Here is a 24,118-nt window from a genome sequence, read left to right on the forward strand (position 1 = left end):
AGGCCCCTGGTTGGGAGTGGATGGGTGAAATATCAACAGAGATGCGGCGATATCAGGCGGCCAGGCGTTGTCGCGGGACACTCATGTCCAGCGCGGCAACGATCTTGTCCTGGTAGAGCTGATGCATTCGGAGGACCTCCGGGCTGTCCTCCAGAACCAGCCATTGGCCATTGGCGCAGGGCTGGCCATGCAGTACCACCGAAAGCGATTTGGTCTTGAGGCGGATGACCGGCGGCCGGTGCTCGTATTGCGGCCCGGCCAGGCCGAGCAACTGGGCGGCGATCACTGCTGCCTGACGCGCCAATGGTTCGATGAAGCGACAGGGTGTGCCGGCGATGCTGATGCAATCGCCCAGCGCATAGATGTGCTCGGCGCTGGTGCGCAAGGTAGCCGCATCGACCGTAATACCTCGATCGAACGCCAGCCCCGCACCGCGGGCCAGGCGGCTCTCGGTATGCAGGCCGGTGGCGACCACGATCTGGTCGCAACTGAGGCTAAGGCCGTCGGCACCGCGGATTTCCTTGATGCCTTGCGCGCTGCCAGCGATGTGGCTGATCCGGGTCTGCCCGTAGAAGGCAATGCCCTGGGACTGGAAACTGGCACGCATGCGCTCAGCGGCTTGCGGCGGCAGCAGTTGCGCCAGTGGCAGCGCTGCTACGTCAAGCAAGCTGACCTGATGCCCTGCGCGCGCAAAATCCTCGGCCAGCTCGCACCCCACCATGCCGGCGCCGATGATGGCCACGCGCCTTGCAGCCCCTGCAAGACCTGCTTGCAGGCCACTCCAACCTGCCAGATCGTTGACGCGCCAGCACAACGCAGGCGGCACCTCGTCCGGCAGGTAGGGCTTGGCTCCCTGGGCCAGCACGAGGTCGGTATAACGCAGGGTGCCGCGCGTGGTACGCAGTTGTCGCAGGCCAGGAGCAATGCCGATGGCATAGGTCCCGCTGAGCAGACGCACCCGAAGACGTCGGGACGATTCGGCTGCCGATTCGCGTACCAGGGCAGCGGGGTCGAGCTTGCGGCTGAGTGCGATCGACAACTCCGGTTTGTGATACCGGTCCCCGGCGCAGGCAGTCACCAGGGTGATGGGAACATCGGCATCCAGCTTGCGAAGCGCCTCGACCACCGACCAGCCAGCGATGCCGGCACCGACGACGATGACCCCGCGGCGGTGCGTCGAAGCCTGCATCGTTGCGCCCGACGGCGGCGGCGGCGCCTCCGACTGCGGTGCATAGGGCTCGAAGTCCGCCTTGACCACACCGCACAGGGGGCAAACCCAATCGTCGGGTATGTCTTCAAAGCGTGTTCCCGGCGGCAGGCCGCTATCGGGATCGCCTTCCTGTTCGTCGTAGATCAGGCCGCAGGCGCGGCACAGGTATTGGCGCCACTTCACGACAGCGAGGCTCATGCCGGCACCTCTTCGCGGGACAGGCGCGCCATTTCCGAGCGCAGATGCTTGATGGCGGGTGTGACGATGGCTGCGAAATGCGCCTCGCGTACGCGCCGTTGCGGGGCCGAGTTGATCAGGTAGCCGCGCGCGCCCTGATGCAACAATGCCGACTGGGTCGCTCGCAGCGCCAGCTCGGCCCCCTGGGCGCGGGCGTCGAGCACGTCCAGCATATAATCCTTGCTGCCGTCGAAGGGCGAGCCGACAAGCCTGGCGACGCGGCCAGCCAGTTCGAGATATTCGGCTTCCAGTTCATCCGGGCGGTCGTCCAGGAACTGGTTCACATGCCCCAGCAGCGGTTCCACGTCGCGCATGGAATCGAGCGCTCCCTGGATCAGCCCGGTGGCCATTCCTATCTGCAGCAGGATGAAGGCAGCGCGGATCTTTTCGATAAAAGGCCGGGCCGGATCGGCGATCATATTGTCTTCGCCGACGAAGTAATCCTCCAGACGCACACCCCAGGTACTGGTGCCTTCCATCCCGGAAAACTCCGGACATTGACGCAGCACCACCTGTTGGTCACAGCGAACCAGAAAGATGATGTCATGCGAATGCGACTGGTCATCGCGATAGACCGAGGCAATCGCGCCGAAGTACTGACCCGGCCCGATATGGCTGACCCAGGGCAAGGCACCGCTGACCCGGTAACCGCCCGCTACCCGGCGCGCGCGCAGCAACATTCGTTCGATCCCGGCGAAGGCCTTCATGGGATTGGACAGGCCGGTGCCTCCGAAGCTGCGCCCTGCCACATGGTCGTCCAGCAACTGGCCGTCGAGGGCGGGGTTGCCGGATTGTTCAAGGTACAGCGCGCAGACGTCATGCGCCCAGGTCAGGAAACCGGTCGAGCCACACTGCCTGCTGATTTCATGCATGGCGCCCAGCGCCAGCCCATAACGCTCGCCGTTGCGCCGCAAATGGCCGGCAAAGGCCCCCGCGCGCGCCAGCGACGCCATGACCTCCAGCGGATAGTGGCCCTCATGGTCGATCCTGGTCGCCAGCGGCGCCAACTGGTCGACCGCAACACCGGCCACGGCGGCCACCACGGCGGCATCGCCAAGGGCCGGATCGAGTTGTGCACTACGGATATCTATGGTGGTCATGACGTTCTCCTCAACAAGCTGATGGCGGGGACTGGCGCGACGAAATCAGTCGGCCAGGCCGATGCTGAAGGGGATGGGGTTACGCATGGTGTTGGCCACTGGCGAGTAGAAGTTGGCCTGTTTGACGATCTCGTCAAGTTCTTCGCGACTGGCATCGCCTTCCACCAGCACCTTGACGCGGATTGCCTGGAAACCCATCTCGGAAGGCTGCATCTGCGCGCCACCGGCACCCCAGGCAGCGGGGTTGCCGATATCGCCCTCCACGAACAATTCCAGACGCGACAGCTTGACCTGCTTCCAGGTCGCCACGGCGGTGATGCCCACCGCCAGGCAGCCGCCCAGCGCAGACAGCACGATCTCGCCCGGGGCTGGCGCGGTGTCTTCTCCGAACAGATGTAGCGGCTCATCCACCACCACGGCGGCGTGGTCACCGACATAGCTGAGAGTGCGGTACTGACCCTCGACAACGGTATGGACCTTGTTCGTGCCGCGACGCGCGGGGTTGTCACGGCCCTGTTCGGCGAATTTCATCAGTCCGTCGCGATCAATCGGACGCAGATAGGTCTGGACGGTCTGGGGGGTGACGGTAGTCACGGAACGCTCCTTGGGAAATAACGGCTTTTGGCGCCGTGCCAGCCAGAAGATCTTTCTCCGGCCCTTCCCTAATGGCAAAAGCTGTGCCAAGACGATTTGTCACGGTAAGTCATTGATTTAAATCACAAAACCCATTTTCAGCGACAATTTCGCCCACTCATCAAATGTCCGACAATGTTTACAATTTGTAGACATTGTTAATCTTCATGGCGATAATTGACCGATCCATTCTTTTGCCTCACCACCACCGGCCTCCATGACCCCTGACCCCGAAATCGACATCGATTCCGATAGCTCGCCGTCGTTTTGGCGCCAACAGGAAATGCTGTTGTTTGAACAGGTGATGTCCCTGGTCGGCAAGAGCCTTTCTCCCGAAGTGGTCCTGCGCGAGATGCTGCATCTGCTCTCCGAACTACTGGGACTGAACCGGGGCCGCGTGGTCCTGCGCGATGAGGGTAGCGAGACGGCGCGCATCCATTACGCATATGGCATGACGCGCCAGGAGATGGCACGCGGGGTGTACCAGCCTGGCGATGGCGTGACCGGGCGCGTGCTGGCGACCGGGCAGTTGACCATCGTCCAGGATATTGACCAGGAACCGCGCTTCCTGCTGCGTACGGTGCGGCGGGAGGACCTTCCCTCCGGCCCGGTTTCCTTCATCGCCATGCCGATCAAGATCGACCGCCAGACCGTGGGCGTGATGGCCTGTCACCGCATCCGCAGCCGGATGCGCACGCTCAGTGACGACCTCACGGTGCTGCGCATCCTCAGTACGCTGGCGGGCCAGTTGCTGCAACTGCAACAGAGTCTTCTGGCCAAGACCAAGGTGCTGGAACAGCGCAATGAAATCCTGACCAAGGCGTTGCAAGCCGAGGCCACCCGCTATGGGATCGTCGGTACCGCCCCTTCGCTGCTGAAGGCAATTTCTGAGCTTGAGCGGGTTTCCGACGCTACAGCCAGTGTCCTGCTGATGGGCGAATCCGGGACCGGCAAGGAACTCTTCGCACGCGCACTGCACCTGGCCAGCCCGCGGCGCGACAAGCCCTTCATCAAGATCAATTGCGCTGCCATCCCCGACACGCTGTTCGAATCGGAACTGTTCGGGCATGAGCGCGGCGCCTTTACCGGCGCAGCTACTGCACGTGCTGGATGGTTCGAGCAGGCCAATGCAGGCAGCATCTTTCTCGATGAGATCGGTGAGATGCCGCTGGCAATGCAAACCAAGCTGCTGCGTACCTTGCAGGAAGGCACCATTACGCGCCTGGGGGGCAAAAAGGAAATTGCCATCGATGTGCGGCTGGTCGCCGCCACCAACAGGGACCTGGCGCATGAGGTCGAGGTCGGCGCATTCCGGCAGGATCTGTACTACCGGCTCAATGTGATCCCCATCCATCTTCCCTCGCTGGCCGAACGGCGCGAGGATATTCCAGCGCTGGTCCTGCATTTCCTCAATCACATCAACCAGGCGCACCAGCGCAATGTCAATCTCTCCCAGGATGCGCTGGACCTGCTCCAGCAGCAGGAGTGGCCTGGCAATATCCGCGAGCTCTCCAATCTCATCGAGCGCGCGATCCTGCTGGCTGAGCGCCCTATCCTCGATGCCCGCGACATTGCGCGCTTCCTGCCGGACAAGCGCAAAAGCTCTGGCATGGCGCAGCCATTGCCGCCACAGCATCAGGAGGCGGCGATGCGGCCGATGGACAGTGCCTCCTGGGGCCAGGACGTGGCATCGACTGCTGTTGCGGTCAGGCCGTATGCCCCAGTGGCCTCGCACTCCGCAGCGCAACTGACGGCGGCGCTGACGCAAAGCGCAGGCAACAAGTCGCGCGCCGCGCAACTACTGGGCCTCACGCCACGACAGTTTTCCTACCGCTGGGAGAAGCTGGGGCTGGAATAAGCTGCTCGACCGAGCGCATCGCGGTCCGGGCATGCAAGGCCGCCGCACCGGACCACCTCCCCATCCCGGATTTGACAGCAAGGCATCGGCACGGTATTCTCGCCAAAAGGTCATAAGTATGACCTAATGATTTTAATGATCCGCTCCCTCTTCCCTTCCCCTTACATGAGACACGAGGCAGGAGGCCGGCGCATCCAACAGCATCGATAAAGAACAATGAACGAGGAGACCCGATGAGCAACGCTGATTCCCCATCCCTGGGGCAGGCCGGCAAGCAGTCCATGGCACCGGACCGTGCCACGCTGGCTGATGCCACCTACCGCAAGATCCTGTGGCGCATCATGCCCTTCCTGATGCTGGTGTACGTGGTCTCCTTCATCGACCGCTCCAACGTCGGCTTTGCCAAGCTGCACTTCCTGGCCGATCTCAATTTCACCGATGCCATCTATGGCATCGGCGCCGGTATCTTCTATGTGGGCTACATCCTCTTCGAAGTCCCCAGCAACCTGTGGCTGCAAAAGATCGGTGCGCGCAAGACCCTGCTGCGCATCATGGTGCTGTGGGGGTTGTTCTGTGCCGCCCTGGCGTTCATGCAGACCGCCACGCATTTCTACCTGATGCGCCTGCTGCTGGGCGCGGCCGAGGCAGGACTGTTTCCGGGCATGCTGCTCTATCTCACCTATTGGGTTCCGCTGTCGCGCCGTGCACGCTTCACGGCCCTGTTCACCGCCTCCATCCCGCTGGCCGGACTGATCGGCGGCCCGCTCTCGGGCTGGCTGATGCACGCCTTCGAGGGCGTGGCGGGCATGCGCGGCTGGCAATGGCTGTTCATCATCGAAGGCCTGCCAGCCTGCGTGCTGGGCGTGGTGGCCTATTTCTACCTGAATGACAAGCCGGATCATTGCCGTTGGCTCACTCCCGAAGAACGCGCCCTGGTGACGGCCGACTTGCAGGCCGACCAGGCCGCCAAACCCAAGGGCGGCGGACATTCCTTCAGCGACGCGTTGCGCAATCCTCAACTGTACTGGCTGGCCGGCATGGGCGTGGCCGTGCTGGTCGGCACCGGTGGGGTGTTCTTCTGGCTGCCCACCATCATCCGCAAGGCGGGCGTGCATGACATCGCCACGGTGGGCCTGCTCTCGGCCATTCCCTTTGCTGCAGCCATCGTCATCCAGTATCTCAATGCCCGTCACTCCGATCGCACCGGCGAGCGCCGCTGGCACGTGGCCATCCCGGCCATCATCGCCGGCATCGGCTGGATCGCTCTGCCTTCGGTGCAGAACAGCATTCCCCTGTCGCTGGCGATGCTGACCCTGGTGACCGCGGGCACCTTCAGCCTGACCGGACCGTTCTGGATCCTGCCGGCGCAATTCCTTTCCGGCACCGCACTGGCGGCCGGCATCGCCCTGCTCAGCACCCTGGCCGGTATCGGCAGCGTGTTCAGCCCGATGCTGGTGGGCTGGCTCTCCAGCACCACCGGCAGCCTCGCCACCGGCCAGTATTACTTCGGCGCATGGATGCTGGTGGGTGCGTTCACCCTTCTGCTGGGCGTCAAGCCCAAGCCCCGCACCGCCGCAACCTGACCACGCCATGACCTCTTTGCATACCCACATGAACGCCTTGAAACCAGACACCCTCATCGGCATCATCGGCGCCGGCGCCATGGGCAGCGGCATCGCCCAGGTGGCTCTCGACGCCGGTCACCCGGTGGTCTTGCACGATGCCGCAGCGGGCGCACTGGAACGTGGCCTCGATGGCATCCGCACCCGCTATGCCCGGCTACTGGCCAAGGGCAAGATAGACCAGGCCCATCACGACGCCTGCCTGGCCCGCCTGCGCGGCGGCAGCCTGCAGGAGCTGGCCGGCGCCGCACTGGTGATCGAGGCCATCGTCGAACGACTGGACGTGAAGATCGCCGTGCTGTCGCAACTGGAGCAACTGCTGCGCCCGGACGCCATCATCGCCAGCAATACGTCCTCCCTGTCGATCACCGCCATCGCCGCCGGACTGGCACGGCCACAGCAGGTGGTGGGCATGCACTTCTTCAACCCGGCACCGCTGCTGCCGCTGGTCGAGGTGGTCAGCGGCAAGGCCAGTGCCGAGGCAGTGGTGCAGACCATCTTCGAGACCGCCCTGGCCTGGAAAAAAGTCCCGGTGCATTGCCGCTCCACGCCGGGCTTCATCGTCAATCGCATCGCCCGCCCCTACTATGGCGAGGCGCTGCGCCTGCTGGCCGAGGGTGCTGCCGATGCCGCCACCCTGGATCGGGTGCTGCGCGAGACGGGCGGCTTCCGCATGGGCGCCTTCGAACTGATGGACATGATCGGCCACGACGTCAATTACGCCGTCACCCAATCGGTCTACGACGCGCTCTACCAGGACCCACGCTACAAACCCTCGTTGCTGCAGAAGGAGCTGGTCGATGCCGGCTGGCTGGGGCGCAAGAGCGGGCGCGGCTTCTACCGTTATGACGTGGAGGCGCAGACAGGCGACGCGAGCACCTCCGCCGTCGACACTCCTGCCGGCTACACCATAGGCAGTGTCATCGCCGAAGGCGAACTGGGCCCCGCCGCCGCACTCATCGACCTGGCGCACGAACACGGCCTGCCAGTGCGCGTGACCGACGGCGCGGGTGTGCTGCATATCGATGGCGTGACGCTGGCCCTGAGCGACGGCCGCAGTGCCAGCGAGCGCTTTGCCCGGGATGGCGTTCAAGTAGTCTTCGACCTGGCCCTGGACTATCGTCAGGCGCGCAGCATTGCGCTGGCGCCGGCCGACCAGACGGATCGCCATGCACTCACGGTCGCCCAGGCCTTCTTCGCCGGTATCGGCAAGTCGGTCGTCGTGCTGGATGACTGCCCGGGGCTGGTGGTCATGCGCACTGTGGCGATGCTGGCCAACGAAGGCGCGGACGCCGTGCAGCAGGCGATTGCCACGGCCGCCGATGTGGATCTGGCGATGCTCAACGGCGTGAACTATCCGCGTGGGCCGCTGGCCTGGGCCGACCGCATCGGCATTGCCCATGTGGCGCGCGTGATCCGCCATCTGTCACTGAGCTATGGCGAGGACCGCTACCGTCTCTCGCCGCTGCTGGCGCGCATGGCATTGACGAATCGCGCCTTCTTTTCCGAGAGGGCCAGCGCATGAGCCCGGCTGCAGACAGGACAGCGCCCGTCCGCTGCGAAATCTCCGGCGCGGTGGCCGTCATCACCATCGACCGGCCGGAACGCCGCAATGCCCTCAATCTGGAGGTCAAGCAGGCCCTGGCCGAGCTGATCGACGCGGCGGCGGCGGACCCGGCGGTACGCGTGATCATCCTCACCGGCTCGGACCGCTATTTCGTCGCCGGGACCGATATCGGCGAAATGGCGACGATGACACCCACCTCGCATACCCTGCAAGCCACCGACCGTGTCTTCAATGTGCTGCGTCGCGTAGACAAGGTGCTGATCGCGGCAGTGGAAGGCTATGCACTGGGCGGCGGCTGCGAGCTGGCGCTGTGCTGCGACCTCATCGTCGCCGGCGAGACTGCCAGGCTGGGCCAGCCGGAAATCCGCGTGGGCATCATGCCAGGTGCCGGCGGCACGCAACGGCTGGTGCGCACCATCGGCAAGTACCAGGCCATGAAGCTGGTATTGACCGGCGAAGCGGTCAGCGCACGCGATGCCCTGACCATGGGCATGGTCTCGGAAGTCTGCGACGACGGCCAGGCGCTGGCGCGCTCGCGCGAACTGGCAAGCACCATTGCGGCCATGCCGCCGCTGGCGGTGCGGGCGATCCGGGAGGTCATGCAGCAGGGTCAGGATATGGCGCTGGACAGTGCGCTGGCGCTGGAACGGCGTGCCTTCCAGATGCTATTCGACACGCAGGACCAGAAGGAGGGCATGCAGGCCTTCCTGGAAAAGAGAGCAGCGCGCTATCAGGGGCGCTGAGCCGCCAGGCAGCGGGCAAAGGCAGTATGGACGGGTATCAGTCAAAAGTTTGAGCTAACGGATAATTCGGGGATAATTCGTCAATGAACGGCCGAATTATCGCCCAGTGCACCGCCCCTCCCGGCGGCCGCCAAGCTCCCGAAAGCTTTTGATGAAAAACCCGCCCTCCCGCCCCTCCCTCCCTGACCTGGCCGACCCGCGCAAGCTGGCCATCGATTTCAGCCGTAGCGCCGTACCGCGCTACGTCCAACTGGCCAGTCTGTTCCGCAATCGGGTGGAATCGGGTGATTGGGCAGTCGGCACGCAGATTCCCACGGTCGATGAACTGGCCGAGGAATGCCAGGTGGCCCGCGCCACGGTACGCCAGGCGCTGGACATGCTGGAAGAGGAAAAGCTGATCGCGCGCTACCGTGCCAAGGGCACGTTCGTGATCGGCAAACCGCAGGAGCAGTTCTGGTGCGAGGTGGCCACCGACTGGTCAGGCCAGTTGCTGGCACCGGAAGGTGCCACCATCGAAGTGCTGACCGAGCGCGAGCGACTGGCGCCTGCACCGGTGGAGCCGTCGCTGGGCCAGATGGCCGAGGCCTACGAGCACTGGCGGCGCCGCCACTGGCGCAATGGCAAGCCGTATTACCTCGGCGATGTGTATATCGATGCGCGCGTCTGCGCCCGCATCCCGAAGAAGTCCTTCGAGACCAAGACCTCGATGCGCATCTTGCGCGATCTGCCGGGGCTGGAGATCAAGGAGGCACACCAGACGCTGACGCTGGGCTCGGCCGATCCGCTCATTGCGGAACTGCTGCAGATCCCGCTCAATGCGCCGATCGCGTATGTGACGCGCTCGGCGGTAGACCAGGCCGGCCGCGTCGTGTTCGTGGGCCGGGGCATTTACCGGGGCGATGTGATTCGCCTCGACATACGACTGAAGTAACGGTGCACCGATTGCCGTTGCCAGTCATCGACAGATGAGGAAACGGCATGAAACTCCATTGGTCGCCACGCTCGCCCTTCGTGCGCAAGGTGGTCATCCTGCTCAAGGAAACGGGTCTCGAATCGCGCGTGCAGCTGGTGCGTTCGGTGGCCGCCATCGCCACGCCCAATCCGGCCATCATGGCCGACAATCCCCTCTCGCAGATTCCTGCGCTGGTGCTGCCCGGCGGTGAGCCGCTGTACGACTCGCCGGTGATCTGCGAATACCTCGACAGCCTGCACGACGGCCCACGATTCTTCCCTGCGGCCGGCCCGGCACGCTGGACTGCGCTGCGCCGCCAGGCACTGGGCGACGGCATGCTGTCGGTATTGCTGATCTGGCGCCAGGAACGCATGAAGACGCCCGCCCAGCAACTGGATAGCTGGCTGCAGGCATTTGCGCTCAAGATCAGCACTGCCCTGGACCGTCTCGAAGACGAGGCCCCGGCCCTGGCCGCCAGTGGCTTCGACATCGGTCACCTCACCCTCGGCTGCACCCTGTCCTATCTCGATTACCGCTTCGCCGATCTCGACTGGCGTGCCGGCCGCCCGCAACTGGCGAGCTGGCACGCGGGATTCTGCCTGCGTCCCTCGGCACAGGCGACGGTGCCGGACGACGCTGCGGCCTGAACACGGCTGCCCTTCTTTTTCTGCTTTTTGGTTTGATATCGGAGTTCTCATGGCAGGTCCGCTTTCCCACATCAAGGTGCTCGATCTTTCGCGCATCCTCGCTGGTCCCTGGTCGGGCCAGATCCTGGCCGATCTCGGCGCCGACGTCATCAAGGTGGAGCGCCCGCGCGTGGGCGATGACACCCGCAGCTGGGGCCCGCCCTTCCTGCGTGACGCAGAGGGCAACGAAACCCGCGAAGCCGGCTACTACCTGGCCTGCAACCGCGGCAAGCGGTCCATCACGGTGGATCTGAACACGGCCGAGGGCCAGCGCATCATCCGCGATCTGGCGGCGCGCTCGGATATCCTCCTGGAAAACTACAAGGTCGGCACCCTGGCCAAGTTCGGCCTGGACTACGCCAGCCTCAAGCAGATCAACCCCGGCCTGATCTATTGCTCGGTGACCGGCTTCGGCCAGACCGGCCCCAAGGCCGACAACGCCGCCTATGACTTCATGATCCAGGCCATGGGCGGCCTCATGAGCGTCACCGGCGAACGGGACGACCTGCCTGGCGGCGGCCCGCAGAAGGTGGGCGTGCCCATCGTCGACCTGATGACCGGCATGTACACCTCGGTGTCGGTACTGGCTGCGCTGGCGCGACGGGCAGAGACCGGCCTGGGCGACTACATCGATATCGGCATGCTCGACGTCATGGTGGGTTCGGTCGCCAATCAGGGGATGAACTACCTGATCTCCGGCAAGACCCCGCAACGCGCCGGCAACAAGCATCCCAACATCCAGCCCCAGGACGTGTTCGCCTGCGCCGATGGTTACATCGTCCTGGTGGTCGGCAACGATGGCCAGTTCGTCAAGTTCTGCCAGGTGATCGGCCAGGCCGGATGGCCGGCCGACGAGCGCTTCGCCACCAACGGCAATCGGGTGCGCAACAAGGATGTGCTGCTGCCCATGATCACTGAGGTATTGAAGACCCGTGGCATGCAGGAATGGGCCGCGCTGCTGGATGCCGCCGGGGTCCCGTGCAGCCCGATCAACACCATCCCGCAGGTGTTCGAGGACGAACAGGTGAAGCACCGCGAAATGCTGATTCAGATCCCCCACCCCACTGCCGGGTCGGTGCCGCAGATCCGCAGCCCGATGCGCTTTGCCGACGCTGCCTTGCGCTTCGACAAGGCACCTCCCCTGCTGGGCCAGCATACCGATGAGGTGCTGACCGAACTCGGCTTTGATGCCGCCCAGATCGCCGCGTGGAATGACGCTGGCGTGATCTGAAATCGAACCACGACAAGAACCTGACCGAAACGCCATGCCAAGAATTTCCTTCCCCTCCCCGGAGACCATGAACGCCGAACAGCGTGCGGTCTACGACGACATCGTCAGCGGCCCGCGCGCGCGCCTGGTCGGCCCCCTGAAAGCCGCCCTGCACAACCCGGCACTGGCTGACCGCTGGCAGAAGATGGGCGCCCTGCTGCGCTTCGGCACCAGCATTCCGCCACGTCATAGCGAACTGGTGATCCTGGTAGCAGCGCGGCGCTGGAACAGCCAGCTCGAATGGGCCATCCATGCGCAGGCAGCACAGGCCGCCGGCCTGCCGCAAATGGTGATCGATGCGCTGTGCGCATGCCAGCCCCCCTTGTTTGCCGACGCCGCCGATGCCCACGTCTACGAATATGCCCGGCAACTGCAGCAGCATGGCAACGTCGATGAGGAGGTGTATCAACGCGTGCTGGGTCTCTACGGCGAGGCCGGCATCGTCGAACTGGGTGCCATCCTGGGCTATTACACGATGGTGGCCATGACGCTCAACGTGCACCAGATTCCGGTGCCGGAGGAATATGCAGAACCGCGCCTGCAGGTCGCCACGCAACAGGGCCGGCCGCAGTTGGCCGACTTGCCGCCCGGCCAACTGAGCCCGGTCAAGGAGGCGCTATCGTGACGACCTCCAGCTTCATCCCCACCGAGACTGAGACACCGCGCATGCCCACGGCGCCGCGTGCCTCCCTGCCGACCCAAGCTTGCGACAGCCACGCCCATGTCTTCGGTCCGTATGCGGCATTTCCGTTATCCACGGCGTCGAACTATCCGCCGCCGCTGGCCCCTGCCGAACTCCATGCGCAGATGCTGGCCACGGTAGGTGCACCTCGCGGCGTGCTGGTGCAACCCGCTCCTTACGGTAGCGATCCGGCCTGCATGCTGGCAGCCATCGCCGTCAGTGCCGGACAGGTACGCGGCATCGCCGTGGCCAGCGCCGACACGCCGCTGGCCACTCTGCAGGCCTGGCATGCCGGCGGCATCCGTGGTCTGCGTTTCGTGGAAATGCTCACCCCTGCCGGTGACAGGTTTGCCGGCAGCGTGGGCGTGGACGATCTGCTGCAGCTGGCACCGGCCATGCGCGAAGCGGGCCTGCACGCGCAACTGTGGGCGCCCTGCGAGGCCTATGCGCAGCTGTTGCCGCAGCTGCGTGCGACCGGGCTGACACTGGTGCTGGACCACATGGCTTGCCTGAAGGTCGAGCGCGGCGTCGATGATCCTGCCTTCCAGACGGTGCTGGCCGCGCTTCGGGACGGTGACGTATGGATCAAGCTGTCGGTCTGCCGGGTCTCCGGTGCGGCCCCCGCCTATGCCGATCTCAAACCCTTCCACGACGCCCTGGTGGCGGCCAATCCGGCGCGCCTGCTGTGGGGCTCGGACTGGCCCCATGTCCGCATGGGGGAGAAGGCACCGGATGTGGGCGCACTCATCGACCTGTTCCACCAGTGGGTACCGGACGCCGCAGTGCGGCAGCAGATTCTGGTGGACAACCCGCAGACACTGTATGGCTTTGACCAGGCCGGCCGTTAAATTCATGACGAGGGATTCCATGTTCGACTTTACCCAGCTCAATGTCAGACTCGATGGCCATGTCGCCACGCTGACCCTGAATGCGCCGCCAGTCAATGCGCTGACCCGCACGCTCAACGATGAACTGACGATGGCACTAGACGCCATCTCCGAGACCGATGACATTCGCGCCGTCGTGCTGACGGGTGCCGGCAAGGTGTTCTGCGCCGGCGCCGACCTCAAGGGCCGTGCCGAGAACATCCGCCAGCCGGGCGACTTCATGGCGCACTCGCGGCGCACCCGGGAATGCTTCCATGCCGTGCGTGAATGCGCCAAGCCTGTGGTGGCCGCCATCAACGGCGCCGCACTGGGCTCGGGGCTGGCACTGGTGGCCTCCTCGGACATCCTGGTGGCGTCCGAGCAGGCCAGCCTGGGCCTGCCGGAGGTCGATGTCGGCCTGCTCGGTGGTTGCCGTCATGCCATGCGCCTGTTCCCGCATTCGCGCCTGCGCCGCATGGCCCTCACCGGCTACCGGGTCGGCGGCCAGGAGCTGTATCGGCTGGGCATCGTCGAAGCCTGCGTGGCGCCCGAGGCCCTGCTGGAGACGGCACTGGAGATCGCCCATGTGATCGCATCCAAAAGCCCGGTCTCCACGCGCATGGGCAAGCACACCATGAACGTCATCGAAGACCTGAGCCTGCGTGACGGCTATCGCTACGAACAGGACATGACCGCCGCCATCGGCAAGACCGAGGATGCGCGCGAAGCGCAGCTGGCGTTCAAGGAAAAGCGCGCACCGGTCTTCACCGGCCGCTGACCTCTGCCGGTGCCGTCCCACCGCTGCACACCCACGTAGCGGCCGGCCCGGAACACCTTCACAAGATTCCACTGCTGCGACCTCGCCGTCGCAGTGGAAGGGACACGTCTTGCCTGCGCCCGGCATCGGGCCGGGCAGCAGACACATATCAACCACAAGGAGGAGCATCCATGTCTTACCCATTGTCATCACAGTTTTCCCCGTCGACAAGGCAGCCTGACACCCGCACATATGCCCGCCAGCTGGCCCTGGGCGCCGCCCTGCTGCTGTCGACCCACGCCGCGTTGGCGCAGTCCGGCGTGACCATCTATGGCATTGTCGATACCGGCTTCGTACACGAATCCGGTGGCCGCAACGGCTCGGTCAACAAGATCACCGGCGGGATAGGATCGGGTTCCCGACTCGGCTTCAAGGGGACCGAAGATCTCGGTGGCGGCATGTCGGCGCTGTTTGTACTGGAGTCCGGATTCCAGAGCGACACCGGCGCGATGGGCCAGGGCGGCTTGCTCTTCGGGCGCCAGTCCTATGTGGGCCTGTCGGGTTCGCAAGGCACGCTCACGGTGGGCCGCCAGTACACGCCACACTACACCGGCTTCGTGCTGGCCGATCCGTTTGCGGCAGGCTTTGCCGGTAACGCCGCGAACCTGGCGGCGAATTCGGGCAGTCGCATGGACAACACGGTCAAGTACGTGTCACCTTCCTTCGGCGGCGTCTCCGCCGAAGCGGTCTACGGCTTCGGCGAAAACGCCGGTTCCAATGCCATGGGCCGCGCCTGGGGCGGCGCCCTGGCCTATGCCAATGGCGGCCTTTCGCTACGCCTGGCGCACCATAACCGCAACATGGATACGCCCACCGTCCAGCGCAGCGAGAACGCCAAGAACACGCTGCTCTCCGGCAGTTATGACCTGAAGGTGGTCAAGTTCAACTTCGGCTACGGCATCAACAAGGGCTATGGCAGCTCGGCACTCAACAATGCCAATGCCTACGGCCTGGCGGTGGCCCCTACCCCGACCACCGACAGCCGCGACATGATCCTCGGCGTGACCCTGCCCTTGGGACAGCACAAGCTGATCGCCTCCTACATCCGCAAGGATGACCGCACCCGCTTCAACCAGGATGCTTCGCAACTGGGACTGGGCTATCTGTATGCGCTCTCCCGACGTACCGAACTGTACACAACGGTCGCCAGGATCTGGAACCGGAACGGCGCCGGCTACACGGTGGGCAGCGCCATCGAGACCGGCTCGGGCGACATGGCCTGGAATGCCGGGATCAGGCATACGTTCTGAGCCGTACCTGCCTGAGCCCATGCATGGATACGCGTGGGCGGCACGGCAGGCTCCGACCTGCCGTGCCGCCCGCGCCAAGATCGTGACAAGAAAAAGGATACCCCATGAAGATTGCGATGTTGCTGGCTGCCGTAACGGCATGGCTGGCGTGGAGCGCGCCACTGGCGGCAGCCAATGTACGCAACCATGCCATTGTTCAAGAGGGGGAAACGTCGATCGAGGTAATCGTCGATGAAGCCTCAGGCCCCGATGCCCGGGAGCGCAAGGGAGTGATCGTGCTGCTGCCTTCCTCGCAACGCGGCAGCGAGGATTTCGACACCGTCGCCGAACTCCTGTCCCAGGCCGGTTACCGTGTGCTGCGGCCGCAACCGCGTGGCATCGGTGCCAGCCGGGGAGCACTGGAAGGGATGAGCCTGCACACCCTGGCCGGTGATGTGGCGCTGGCGATCCGGCTGCTGGGCCAAGGTCGCGCCGTCGTGGTGGGCCATGCCTACGGACATTACGTGGCCCGGGTCACGGCGCTGGATTATCCCGCACTGGTACGCGGCGTGGTCGTGGCAGCTGCGGCAGCCAAAGGACGGCTCCCGGCGCAATTGAGCGCGGCGCTGGATACCGCTGCAGACCAGCGCAACTCAACCGCGCAGCGGATTGCGGCGCTCAGAGATGCCTTCTTCTCCGGACCGTTCGTGCCGCAGTCCTGGCTGGAGGGATGGCATCCAGAACTTGCTTCGGCCTATCGGCAGGCCAGCCGGACGACACCACAGTCGACGTGGTGGCCGTATTCGACCGTACCCATCCTCGACCTGCAAGCGCAGCACGACCCCTGGCGCCCTGCGGCCACCCGCGATGAACTGCGCGACGCCCTGCCCGGCAGGGTGGAGGTGCGGGTGATTCCAGACGCCAGTCATGCGCTGTTTCCGGAACAGCCGCAGGCGGTTGCCAGGGAGATTGTGGACTGGGTCGACAGGCTGGATCGCTAAGGCCTGTTCACAACGCGCCAGGTTCAGCCCGGCAAGGTCGCCATGATGAACATGCGCTGGAACGGCAACAAGGTACTGCCGTCACTGCGAGGCGGATAGGCCAGATGCATCCTGCGCGCATAATCGGCGCGAAAGGCCTGCAGCTGTTCGCCCTTCATCTTTTCAAGGTAGGGCCGCAGGCTGCTGCCGCTGGCCCATTCCAGGACCGGGTCCTCGCCCTTGAGCACATGAAGATACGTGGTCTGCCAGATATCCAGGCTCGCCACCCGTGGTCGCAGCAGGTCGTGATAACCGCCCATGTCCAGCACATTGCGTCGTTCCGACACGTCACCCAGAACCTCTGCATAGGCCGGCGAGCGCGCCAGCTCCACCTGCGCCAGTCTCAACGGCGCATCGTGCATGACCGGCATCTGCACCGCCAGGCAACCACCGGGATTAAGGAAGGACAACAGCCGTGGGAACAGCTGTGCGTGATCGGGAAGCCATTGGAGGGTCGCGTTGGTGTAGATCAGGTCAAGCTTGTGCTCCGGCGTCCAGTGGTTCAGATCAGCCTGGATGAAGCGACCATGCGGAACGGTCGCGCGCGCCTTGGCCAGCATGTCCTCCGAGCCATCCACGCCCAGCACTTCAGCCTCTGGCCAGCGCTGCTGCAGCAAGGTTGTCAGGTTACCGGCACCGCAACCGAAATCGAGAATACGGGCGGCTGCCTGCAAGGGCAGATGCAACATCAGGTCCAGCGCCGGACGCAGGCGTTCACTGCCGAAGCGCAGATACTGGGCGGCGTCCCACGGAACCTGGGGTTGTTGGGGTTGTTGGGGTTGTTGGGGTTGTTGGGGTTGTTGGGGTTGTTGGGGTTGTTGGGGTTGTTGGGGTTGTTGGGGTTGTTGGGGTTGTTGGGGTTGTTGGGGTTGTTGCGGGTCTTGAAGGTTTGGCATGCCTTGCTCCTGATGGGGTCCTTGGATGGGTCACCATCGTATACCTGTGTGCGTGATCTTGCCTGGTAGGGGGGGAGCGTTGGCTTGGGTGGCTTTGCGTGAGCTGGATCCGCAAAGTCATGACGATTGCCTGTAGCCTTAAAAGAAAAAGGAACTTCGATCTCTCGAAATCCCTTTCAGGTACTGGTGGCCCACCCCGTGAGTCGAACACGGCACCAACGGATTATGAGTCCCTAGTGTTCAATAACTTCACATGTCAACACGTCACAACAGCTTGAGATTCTCGGCATTAGACAACTATGAACCACCTTAAATACTGAACGCCGTTGAACCTTTGTAGTACTCGTTCTATGAGCCAGAGCCGGGAACGTTTGGATCTTCGGGAACTGTTTTATCCAAGAGCGTGTTATCAACGAGACCAAATAACAGGGCAACAATCTCCAGCTGTTGAATTGCATCGAAAACTGACCCACTTAAGCCAGAAATTTGCATCCTAAGTTGACCCATGTTTAGACCACAATCCTGCTCAAGACAGCGAGCGGGAGAACGGAGTGATAAACGTGGCCCTACTTGGAATTATTCAGCGCTGGTACATCAGAGACCGCGTTTCGATCAGGGAAATAGCCCGTAGGCTAGACATTTCCCGAAACACTGTTCGTCGCTATATTCGGTCCGAGGCGATCGAACCGTCTTATCCCACCAGGCAATCACCGAGCTCGCTCGATGAATTCGCGCCTAGACTTTCCGCCTGGCTGAGCGCTGAGGCAGTCAAATCACGGAAGCAAAGAAGAACCCTGAAACAGATGTTCCTGGACTTGAAAGAACTGGGATATAAGGGGTCGTATGACCGCGTAGCTGCCTTCGGAAGGCAGTGGAAAGTGGGTCAGATGGCGAGGGTCAATTCTGCGAGCAAATCAACACTAGCGCTCCCAAAGGGCAAACTTACGCACATCCTGCGGCATACATTTGCCAGTCACTTCGTCATGGAGGGCGGCAACATTTTGACGCTTCAGAAAGTGCTGGGACCACCACAGCCTTGCAATGACGATTCGATATGCTCATCTCTCACCAGATCATCTTAAGGAAGCAAAACGGCTGAACCCGCTTTCCCTGCTCGAAACGCGTTGACCCTCCGTTGAACCTTTAACGAAAAAAAGGGACCCCGACTTCTCGGAATCCCTTTCTGGTACTGGTGGCCCCCCCGTGAGTCGAACACGGCACCAACGGATTATGAGTCCGCTGCTCTAACCAAGCATGAGCTAGGGGGCCAAAAAATCAGCCGGCGATTTTAACATCTTCGCCGGCCAATTCTGACACCCTAATATCAATTCCCTTCCAGGAAGCTCTTCAGCTTGTCCGAACGGGAGGGGTGACGCAGCTTGCGCAGTGCCTTGGCTTCGATCTGGCGGATACGCTCGCGGGTCACGTCGAACTGCTTGCCCACTTCTTCCAGCGTATGGTCGGTCGACATCTCGATGCCGAAGCGCATGCGCAGGACCTTGGCTTCACGCGGGGTCAGCGAGTCCAGGATGTCCTTGACCACGTTGCGCATCGAGGCATGCAGCGCCGCATCGGCCGGGGCCAGCGTGTTGTTGTCCTCGATGAAGTCGCCCAGATGGGAATCGTCGTCGTCACCGATCGGCGTTTCCATGGAGATCGGTTCCTTGGCGATCTTCATGATCTTGCGGATCTTGTCTTCCGGCATTTCCATCTTGATCGCCAGGGTCGCGGGATCCGGCTCGGCACCGGTTTCCTGCAGGATCTGACGCGAGATGCGGTTCATCTTGTTGATCGTCTCGATCATGTGCACCGGAATACGGATGGTGCGCGCCTGGTCGGCGATGGAGCGGGTGATGGCCTGACGGATCCACCAGGTCGCATAGGTCGAGAACTTGTAGCCGCGACGATATTCGAACTTGTCCACTGCCTTCATCAGACCGATGTTGCCTTCCTGGATCAGGTCCAGGAACTGCAGGCCACGGTTGGTGTACTTCTTGGCGATCGAGATCACCAGACGCAGGTTGGCCTCGGTCATTTCACGCTTGGCCATGCGTGCCTTCTTTTCACCAGCGCCCATCTTCTTGTTGATGGCGCGCAGGTCCGGCAGCGGCAGTACCACGCGGGCTTGCAGGTCGATCAGCTTCTGCTGCAGTTCCTTGATGGCCGGGACGTTACGGCTCAGCACGGTGCTGTAGTCATGGTTGGCGGCGACTTCGCCGTCCACCCAGTCCAGGTTCACTTCATTGCCGGGGAAGACCTTGATGAAGTGGGCGCGCGGCATGTTGCACTTGTTGACGGCCACGTCCAGGATCTGGCGTTCGACGGTGCGGACTTCATCCACCTGCGCGCGCAGGGTGTCGCACAGCTTCTCGACGATCTTGGCGGTGAAGCGGATGCCCAGCAGCTCGTTGGAAATGATTTCCTGCGCCTTGACGTAGGGCTTGGAGTTGTAGCCTTCCTTTTCGAAAGCCTTGCGCATGTTCTCGAACTGGGTGCCGATGACGGCGAACTTGCCCAGCGCGTCGCGCTTCAACTGTTCCAGCTGTTCGGCGGAGAAGCCGGCAGCGCCGGAACCGCTGTTCTCGCTTTCCTCTTCTTCGTCTTCTTCCTCGTCTTCTTCCGCTTCTTCGTCGTCCTCGTCGGAGTCCGAAGCGGCGGCGTCGACCTGCTGTTCGCTTTCGTTGGGATCAACCAGGCCATCGACGATTTCGTCGACCTTGATCTCATCCTTGGAGATGCGGTCAGCGGCAGCCAGGATCTCGGCGATCGTGGTCGGGCAGGCGGAGATGGCCTGGATCATGTCCTTCAGGCCGTCTTCGATGCGCTTGGCGATCTCGATTTCGCCTTCGCGGGTCAGCAGCTCGACCGAACCCATTTCACGCATGTACATGCGCACCGGGTCGGTGGTACGGCCGAAGTCGGAATCGACGGTCGACAGGGCGGCTTCGGCGGCGGCTTCGGCGTCGTCATCGCTGGCGACGTTGGCCACGTTGTCCGACAGCAGCAGGGTTTCGGCGTCAGGGGCGTGCTCGTAGACCGAGATGCCCATGTCGCTGAAGGTACCGATGATGCCTTCGATGGCTTCCGGATCGACGATGTTCTCGGGCAGGTGGTCGTTGATTTCCGAGAAGGTCAGGAAACCACGCTCCTTGCCGAGCTTGATCAGGGTCTTCAACTTCTGGCGACGGCGCTCCAGCTCTTCTTCGCTGGCTTCGGTGTCGGAAGAGAAGGCGTCCTTCAACAGGGCCTTTTCCTTGGCCTTGCGGTCCTTGGCCTTGGCCTTGTCGGCGGCCTTCAGTTCAGTACGCTCGATGGTGTTGAGCGCGGCGACTTCGTCGCTCTCGGGCTGGAATTCCTTGGGCTTGCGGCCACGACGGCCCGGCACCTTGACGCTCGGCAGCACATAGCCGGACGTGTCGATGGCTGCCAGGGCGGCAGCATCAGTGGTTTGACTTACGCTCGACGCGGCAGTCGCGCTGACGTCTTTGCCTTCGACCTGTGCGGCTTTGGTGGTCTTGGCGGTCTTGGTTTCGGGTTTCTTGGTGGTCACGGAAGTCTTCGTCGCTTTCACAGAAACCGCTTGTTCGGCGGCTTGAGGTAACTTGTTGGCTGGCGTTGCAGTACCCTTGGGCGCTGCGGCGCGGGCCGGCTTGGCGGCAGTTGTCTTGACTGTCGTCTTTTTCGGCGTCGCTGCTGCTGCAGTCTTTGCCGTGGGTTTTACGATGCTGGCTGCCGTCGCAGTCCCCTTGACTGGCGATTTGGCGGCCACCGCCTTGGTGGGCTTGGCAGCGGCGGTGGATTTTACCGCCGTTGCCGGCTTGCTGCTCTTTGTCGACGCTGCTGGAGTTTTCGCGGGTTTCTTCATTGCATTTGCCATAGAATCAACTGCCAATTGAGAATTCACTCATTGCGCCAATCAAGTCATGCTAATGATGCAACTCCGGTACCGATTTCCCGGTAGACTCCGGCTGCACGCGCAACGTTCCTTTTTACCGGCGGGCCATCGATCCGGAAGGCAGGCAGTCGTGCCATTCCCGATCCGGCAGGCGATACCGCTGTCTGCCGGCCTTCATCCCGATGCGCCGGGGTGAAGACATGGTGCCGCAGGGTGGGGATGCAAGAGCCATCCGGCGGAACTAAAGCCCTATAGTATAGCACAGATGGGGCTCTTTTCTCCGGGATCAAGCCGCGATATTCGGCCATTCGCCAGCGATCCGGCGGGCAAATCACGGCAATTTGCATGGCTTTACCGTGTTTTCCGGAAACCTGCCCTGCCAGCTCCTGCGACCCTGCCATCGATGACCTGGGTCACCGATGTCCATCCTCCTGTTTCAAGCGCGTCGCCCCACTCCCTAGCAGCTACTCATCAGCCTCTGGCAACGGCTGCCCATCCTCATCCCGCCACGGCGGCACCGCCGGTCTGGCGCTTGAGCCATTCCTTGCGTTGCATCAGCTCGCGATAGCGGTTGCGCTCTTCCTCCGTGCGCAGGTTCGAGGTCACCAGCATCTGCATCTCCTCGTCGAGGGCGCGGATCCTGGCCTGGCGGATGGCGCCGGCCATTTCGGCCCGCACCACATCGAATTCGGATTCCGATTCGGCCGCGATTTCCGCGATCATCGAATCGAACTCGGGGCCACCCTCGCGCAGATGCTCGACCAGGGCGGCGAAATTGGCCTGCTCGCCCATGCTCTGGGCGGCGCCGACCAGTTGTCCGAGCATCTCGGCCTGGTCCGGAGCGATGCGGGCGATGGCTTCCAGCGCGCCGGCATCCAGGTCGGCCGACAACTGCGGATGCGCCACCAGCAGGCGCATGATCTGGCGCGCCAGGCCGACCGGCGCGGTACGCTTGCTGCGCGGTGGTGCGGCGCGTACGCGGGCGACCGGTTTTTCCAGTTCAAACAATGCCTCAAGCTCGGCCGCGGTTGACTGCGTGGCCTGGGCGATGCTGCGCACGATCTGCAGGCGCAAGGCGGAGGCCGGCAGGGCCTGCAGCATGGGCTTGGCCGCAAACTGGGCATGGGCGCGGCCTTCCGGGGAGCGCAGGTCGTTCTCGCCGATGATTTCCCGCAGCAGGAACTGCGACAACGGCAGCGCTTCGCGAATCTGTTCCTCGAAGGCCGGGGCACCCATCTCGCGTACGTAACTGTCGGGGTCATGTTCCTTGGGCAGGAACAGGAACTTGATGGTCTTGTTGTCCGAGGCATACGGCAGGCAGGCCTCCAGCGCGCGGCGCGCGGCACGGCGGCCGGCGTTGTCGCCGTCGAAGCTGAAGATCACCTGGTCGGTCTGGCGCAACAGCTTCTGCACGTGGATCGGGGTGCAGGCCGTTCCCAGCGTGGCCACCGCTTGCGGGAAGCCCAGCTGGGCCAGCGCCACCACATCCATATAGCCTTCGGTCACCAGCGCATAGCCGGCCTCGCGAATCGCCTGGCGCGCCTCGAACAGGCCGTACAACTCGCTGCCCTTCTGGAACAGCGGGGTTTCGGGCGAGTTCAGGTACTTGGGTTCACCCCCATCCATCACGCGACCGCCAAAGCCGATCACCTGGCCCTTGGTATTACGGATGGGGAACATGACGCGGCCGCGGAAGCGGTCGTAACGCTTGCGGTGGGCGCCGCCCTCTTCGCTCTTGTCGATCACCAGGCCCGATTCGACCAGGGCCTCGTTCTCGTAATCGGGGAAGACCTGGCGCAGGCTGTCCCACTCGTCGGGCGAATAGCCCAGGCCGAAGCGGGCGGCGATCTCGCCGGTCAGGCCTCGCCCCTTGAGATAGTCGATGGCAATCTGGGCGCCACGCAGCTGGTGCCGGTAAAAGTCATTGGCGCGCGTCATCACATCCGACAAGGCCATGCTCTTGGCCTGCTTTTCCTGGCGCTGGGCCAGGGGGATGCTGTCTTCGCGCTCGGGCACCACCATGCCCACGTTCTGGGCCAGATCCTTGACCGCTTCCACGAAACCCATGCCGGAATACTCGATCAGGAAACTGATCGCGGTGCCGTGCGCGCCACAGCCGAAGCAGTGATAGAACTGCTTGGTCGGGCTGACGGTGAAGCTGGGGGATTTCTCGTTGTGGAAGGGGCACAGGCCCATGAAGTTGGCGCCACCCTTCTTCAGCTGCACGTAACGTCCCACCACGTCGACGATGTCGACGCGGTTGAGCAGGTCCTGGATGAACGACTGTGGAATCACCTGGGTTGCGGACGAATGGACGGAACCAGTGGCAAGAAGGGCGGCAGACCGATCAGGCCGCCAGCGCGGCCTTGACCAGCGCGGACACGGCCGTCATGTCGGCACGACCGGCCAGCCTGGGCTTCAACACGCCCATGACCTTGCCCATGTCCTGCGGACCGGCGGCACCCGTGGCGGCCACGGCAGCCTGCACCTCGGCCTTGATCTCGTCATCCGACAGGCTGGCCGGCATGTAGGCCGCCAGCACCGCCAGCTCGGCCTTTTCGATGTCGGCCAGATCCTGGCGACCACCGGCTTCGAACTGGGAGATGGAATCCTTGCGCTGCTTGACCATCTTGTCGATGATGGTCAGCACGTGGGCGTCGGTCAGTTCGACGCGTTCATCGACTTCCTTCTGCTTCATCGCGGCGATCAAGAGGCGGATGGTGCCCAGCTTGCCCATTTCCTTGGCGCGCATGGCCGCCTTCATGTCTTCCGTGATCTGCTCTTTCAAACCCATGGGGTACTCCGAAGATGAGGT

20 protein-coding genes, 1 tRNA gene and 1 pseudogene are annotated in these 24,118 nt (G+C 63.3%); 14 read left to right on the forward strand and 8 right to left on the reverse strand.

The genetic code is table 11. From position 1 onward, the window contains the following. Nucleotides 1-52 precede the first annotated feature (52 nt). Genes ACEOAC_RS21040 through ACEOAC_RS21050 form a run of 3 tightly spaced genes read right to left on the reverse strand, consistent with a single transcriptional unit; the run spans nucleotide 53 to nucleotide 3,078 of the window. A complete protein-coding gene (locus ACEOAC_RS21040) occupies nucleotides 53-1,408 on the reverse strand; it encodes an FAD-dependent oxidoreductase (protein ID WP_413444025.1) in 1,356 nt (451 codons plus the stop codon). Further along, the gene (locus tag ACEOAC_RS21045) at nucleotides 1,405-2,547 is read right to left on the reverse strand and encodes an acyl-CoA dehydrogenase family protein (protein ID WP_077237321.1); all 1,143 of its coding nucleotides are present in this window, start codon (nucleotides 2,545-2,547) and stop codon (nucleotides 1,405-1,407) included. The genes ACEOAC_RS21040 and ACEOAC_RS21045 overlap by 4 nt, the downstream gene beginning before the upstream one ends. 45 nt (nucleotides 2,548-2,592) lie before the next feature. Then, a complete protein-coding gene (locus ACEOAC_RS21050) occupies nucleotides 2,593-3,078 on the reverse strand; it encodes an OsmC family protein (RefSeq protein ID WP_077237461.1) in 486 nt (161 codons plus the stop codon). A gap of 319 nt (nucleotides 3,079-3,397) precedes the next feature. Between ACEOAC_RS21050 and ACEOAC_RS21055 the strand changes: the two genes are divergently transcribed. From ACEOAC_RS21055 to ACEOAC_RS21110, 12 genes are all read left to right on the forward strand, one after another. Continuing rightward, on the forward strand, nucleotides 3,398-5,038 hold the full coding sequence (locus tag ACEOAC_RS21055) for a sigma 54-interacting transcriptional regulator (protein ID WP_413444024.1): 1,641 nt from the start codon (nucleotides 3,398-3,400) through the stop codon (nucleotides 5,036-5,038). A 233-nt stretch (nucleotides 5,039-5,271) separates the two neighbouring features. Next, on the forward strand, nucleotides 5,272-6,621 hold the full coding sequence (locus ACEOAC_RS21060) for an MFS transporter (protein ID WP_413444023.1): 1,350 nt from the start codon (nucleotides 5,272-5,274) through the stop codon (nucleotides 6,619-6,621). A gap of 28 nt (nucleotides 6,622-6,649) precedes the next feature. After that, nucleotides 6,650-8,185, forward strand: a complete 1,536-nt coding sequence (locus ACEOAC_RS21065; protein WP_413444022.1) for a 3-hydroxyacyl-CoA dehydrogenase — start codon at nucleotides 6,650-6,652, stop codon at nucleotides 8,183-8,185. After that, nucleotides 8,182-8,970, forward strand: coding sequence for an enoyl-CoA hydratase-related protein (locus ACEOAC_RS21070; protein ID WP_413444021.1), 789 nt, complete (start codon nucleotides 8,182-8,184; stop codon nucleotides 8,968-8,970). Before ACEOAC_RS21065 ends, ACEOAC_RS21070 begins: the two co-directional genes overlap by 4 nt. Before the next feature lie 151 nt (nucleotides 8,971-9,121). After that, nucleotides 9,122-9,901: a GntR family transcriptional regulator gene (locus ACEOAC_RS21075; RefSeq protein ID WP_077237326.1), complete on the forward strand. Its 780-nt coding sequence runs from the start codon at nucleotides 9,122-9,124 to the stop codon at nucleotides 9,899-9,901. Between the two features lie 47 nt (nucleotides 9,902-9,948). After that, nucleotides 9,949-10,569: a glutathione S-transferase family protein gene (locus ACEOAC_RS21080; RefSeq protein WP_413445214.1), complete on the forward strand. Its 621-nt coding sequence runs from the start codon at nucleotides 9,949-9,951 to the stop codon at nucleotides 10,567-10,569. A gap of 49 nt (nucleotides 10,570-10,618) precedes the next feature. After that, nucleotides 10,619-11,839 (forward strand): CaiB/BaiF CoA transferase family protein, encoded by a 1,221-nt coding sequence (locus ACEOAC_RS21085; protein ID WP_413445215.1) that lies wholly within the window; start codon nucleotides 10,619-10,621, stop codon nucleotides 11,837-11,839. 34 nt (nucleotides 11,840-11,873) lie between these two features. Then, nucleotides 11,874-12,503, forward strand: a complete 630-nt coding sequence (locus tag ACEOAC_RS21090; RefSeq protein WP_413445216.1) for a carboxymuconolactone decarboxylase family protein — start codon at nucleotides 11,874-11,876, stop codon at nucleotides 12,501-12,503. Continuing rightward, nucleotides 12,500-13,408: an amidohydrolase family protein gene (locus ACEOAC_RS21095; protein WP_413445217.1), complete on the forward strand. Its 909-nt coding sequence runs from the start codon at nucleotides 12,500-12,502 to the stop codon at nucleotides 13,406-13,408. The genes ACEOAC_RS21090 and ACEOAC_RS21095 overlap by 4 nt, the downstream gene beginning before the upstream one ends. A gap of 19 nt (nucleotides 13,409-13,427) precedes the next feature. Continuing rightward, nucleotides 13,428-14,204, forward strand: coding sequence for an enoyl-CoA hydratase/isomerase family protein (locus tag ACEOAC_RS21100; RefSeq protein ID WP_166758372.1), 777 nt, complete (start codon nucleotides 13,428-13,430; stop codon nucleotides 14,202-14,204). Between the two features lie 170 nt (nucleotides 14,205-14,374). Beyond that, on the forward strand, nucleotides 14,375-15,493 hold the full coding sequence (locus ACEOAC_RS21105; protein ID WP_413445218.1) for a porin: 1,119 nt from the start codon (nucleotides 14,375-14,377) through the stop codon (nucleotides 15,491-15,493). Nucleotides 15,494-15,597: 104 nt separating this feature from the next. Next, a complete protein-coding gene (locus tag ACEOAC_RS21110; RefSeq protein ID WP_413628569.1) occupies nucleotides 15,598-16,473 on the forward strand; it encodes an alpha/beta fold hydrolase in 876 nt (291 codons plus the stop codon). Nucleotides 16,474-16,496: 23 nt separating this feature from the next. On the opposite strand, the gene ACEOAC_RS21115 is transcribed toward ACEOAC_RS21110, so the two are convergent. Further along, entirely contained in the window at nucleotides 16,497-17,408 is a 912-nt protein-coding gene (locus tag ACEOAC_RS21115) for a methyltransferase domain-containing protein (protein WP_413628570.1), read from the reverse strand. A 551-nt stretch (nucleotides 17,409-17,959) separates the two neighbouring features. On the opposite strand from ACEOAC_RS21115, the pseudogene ACEOAC_RS21120 reads away from it, so the two are divergent. Then, nucleotides 17,960-18,283, forward strand: a pseudogene (locus tag ACEOAC_RS21120) (helix-turn-helix domain-containing protein); the annotation flags it as partial. A gap of 315 nt (nucleotides 18,284-18,598) precedes the next feature. On the opposite strand, the gene ACEOAC_RS21125 reads toward ACEOAC_RS21120, so the two are convergent. Next, a tRNA-Ile gene (locus tag ACEOAC_RS21125) sits at nucleotides 18,599-18,677 on the reverse strand. Between the two features lie 55 nt (nucleotides 18,678-18,732). Further along, the gene (rpoD, locus tag ACEOAC_RS21130) at nucleotides 18,733-20,958 is read right to left on the reverse strand and encodes an RNA polymerase sigma factor RpoD (protein ID WP_006462953.1); all 2,226 of its coding nucleotides are present in this window, start codon (nucleotides 20,956-20,958) and stop codon (nucleotides 18,733-18,735) included. A 115-nt stretch (nucleotides 20,959-21,073) separates the two neighbouring features. On the opposite strand from rpoD, the gene ACEOAC_RS21135 reads away from it, so the two are divergent. Then, the gene (locus tag ACEOAC_RS21135; RefSeq protein WP_413445427.1) at nucleotides 21,074-21,304 is read left to right on the forward strand and encodes a hypothetical protein; all 231 of its coding nucleotides are present in this window, start codon (nucleotides 21,074-21,076) and stop codon (nucleotides 21,302-21,304) included. Nucleotides 21,305-21,801: 497 nt separating this feature from the next. On the opposite strand, the gene dnaG is transcribed toward ACEOAC_RS21135, so the two are convergent. After that, nucleotides 21,802-23,598: a DNA primase gene (dnaG, locus tag ACEOAC_RS21140; RefSeq protein WP_006462951.1), complete on the reverse strand. Its 1,797-nt coding sequence runs from the start codon at nucleotides 23,596-23,598 to the stop codon at nucleotides 21,802-21,804. Between the two features lie 52 nt (nucleotides 23,599-23,650). After that, entirely contained in the window at nucleotides 23,651-24,097 is a 447-nt protein-coding gene (locus ACEOAC_RS21145; RefSeq protein ID WP_413445104.1) for a GatB/YqeY domain-containing protein, read from the reverse strand. Nucleotides 24,098-24,118 lie beyond the last annotated feature (21 nt).

This window comes from Herbaspirillum frisingense, from assembly GCF_047325095.1.
Taxonomy (GTDB): domain Bacteria; phylum Pseudomonadota; class Gammaproteobacteria; order Burkholderiales; family Burkholderiaceae_D; genus Herbaspirillum; species Herbaspirillum frisingense.

Excerpts from the sequence above, each read along its gene's own strand:
- ACEOAC_RS21045 (WP_077237321.1), bottom strand. The coding sequence starts at position 2,547 with ATGACCACCATAGATATCCGTAGTGCACAACTCGATCCGGCCCTTGGC.
- ACEOAC_RS21110 (WP_413628569.1), top strand. The coding sequence starts at position 15,598 with ATGAAGATTGCGATGTTGCTGGCTGCCGTAACGGCATGGCTGGCGTGG.
- ACEOAC_RS21050 (WP_077237461.1), bottom strand. The coding sequence starts at position 3,078 with ATGAAATTCGCCGAACAGGGCCGTGACAACCCCGCGCGTCGCGGCACG.
- ACEOAC_RS21060 (WP_413444023.1), top strand. The coding sequence starts at position 5,272 with ATGAGCAACGCTGATTCCCCATCCCTGGGGCAGGCCGGCAAGCAGTCC.
- ACEOAC_RS21115 (WP_413628570.1), bottom strand. The coding sequence starts at position 17,408 with ATGCCAAACCTTCAAGACCCGCAACAACCCCAACAACCCCAACAACCC.
- ACEOAC_RS21040 (WP_413444025.1), bottom strand. The coding sequence starts at position 1,408 with ATGAGCCTCGCTGTCGTGAAGTGGCGCCAATACCTGTGCCGCGCCTGC.
- ACEOAC_RS21070 (WP_413444021.1), top strand. The coding sequence starts at position 8,182 with ATGAGCCCGGCTGCAGACAGGACAGCGCCCGTCCGCTGCGAAATCTCC.
- ACEOAC_RS21065 (WP_413444022.1), top strand. The coding sequence starts at position 6,650 with ATGAACGCCTTGAAACCAGACACCCTCATCGGCATCATCGGCGCCGGC.
- ACEOAC_RS21075 (WP_077237326.1), top strand. The coding sequence starts at position 9,122 with ATGAAAAACCCGCCCTCCCGCCCCTCCCTCCCTGACCTGGCCGACCCG.
- ACEOAC_RS21145 (WP_413445104.1), bottom strand. The coding sequence starts at position 24,097 with ATGGGTTTGAAAGAGCAGATCACGGAAGACATGAAGGCGGCCATGCGC.
- ACEOAC_RS21055 (WP_413444024.1), top strand. The coding sequence starts at position 3,398 with ATGACCCCTGACCCCGAAATCGACATCGATTCCGATAGCTCGCCGTCG.
- ACEOAC_RS21080 (WP_413445214.1), top strand. The coding sequence starts at position 9,949 with ATGAAACTCCATTGGTCGCCACGCTCGCCCTTCGTGCGCAAGGTGGTC.
- ACEOAC_RS21100 (WP_166758372.1), top strand. The coding sequence starts at position 13,428 with ATGTTCGACTTTACCCAGCTCAATGTCAGACTCGATGGCCATGTCGCC.
- ACEOAC_RS21105 (WP_413445218.1), top strand. The coding sequence starts at position 14,375 with ATGTCTTACCCATTGTCATCACAGTTTTCCCCGTCGACAAGGCAGCCT.
- ACEOAC_RS21085 (WP_413445215.1), top strand. The coding sequence starts at position 10,619 with ATGGCAGGTCCGCTTTCCCACATCAAGGTGCTCGATCTTTCGCGCATC.
- ACEOAC_RS21090 (WP_413445216.1), top strand. The coding sequence starts at position 11,874 with ATGCCAAGAATTTCCTTCCCCTCCCCGGAGACCATGAACGCCGAACAG.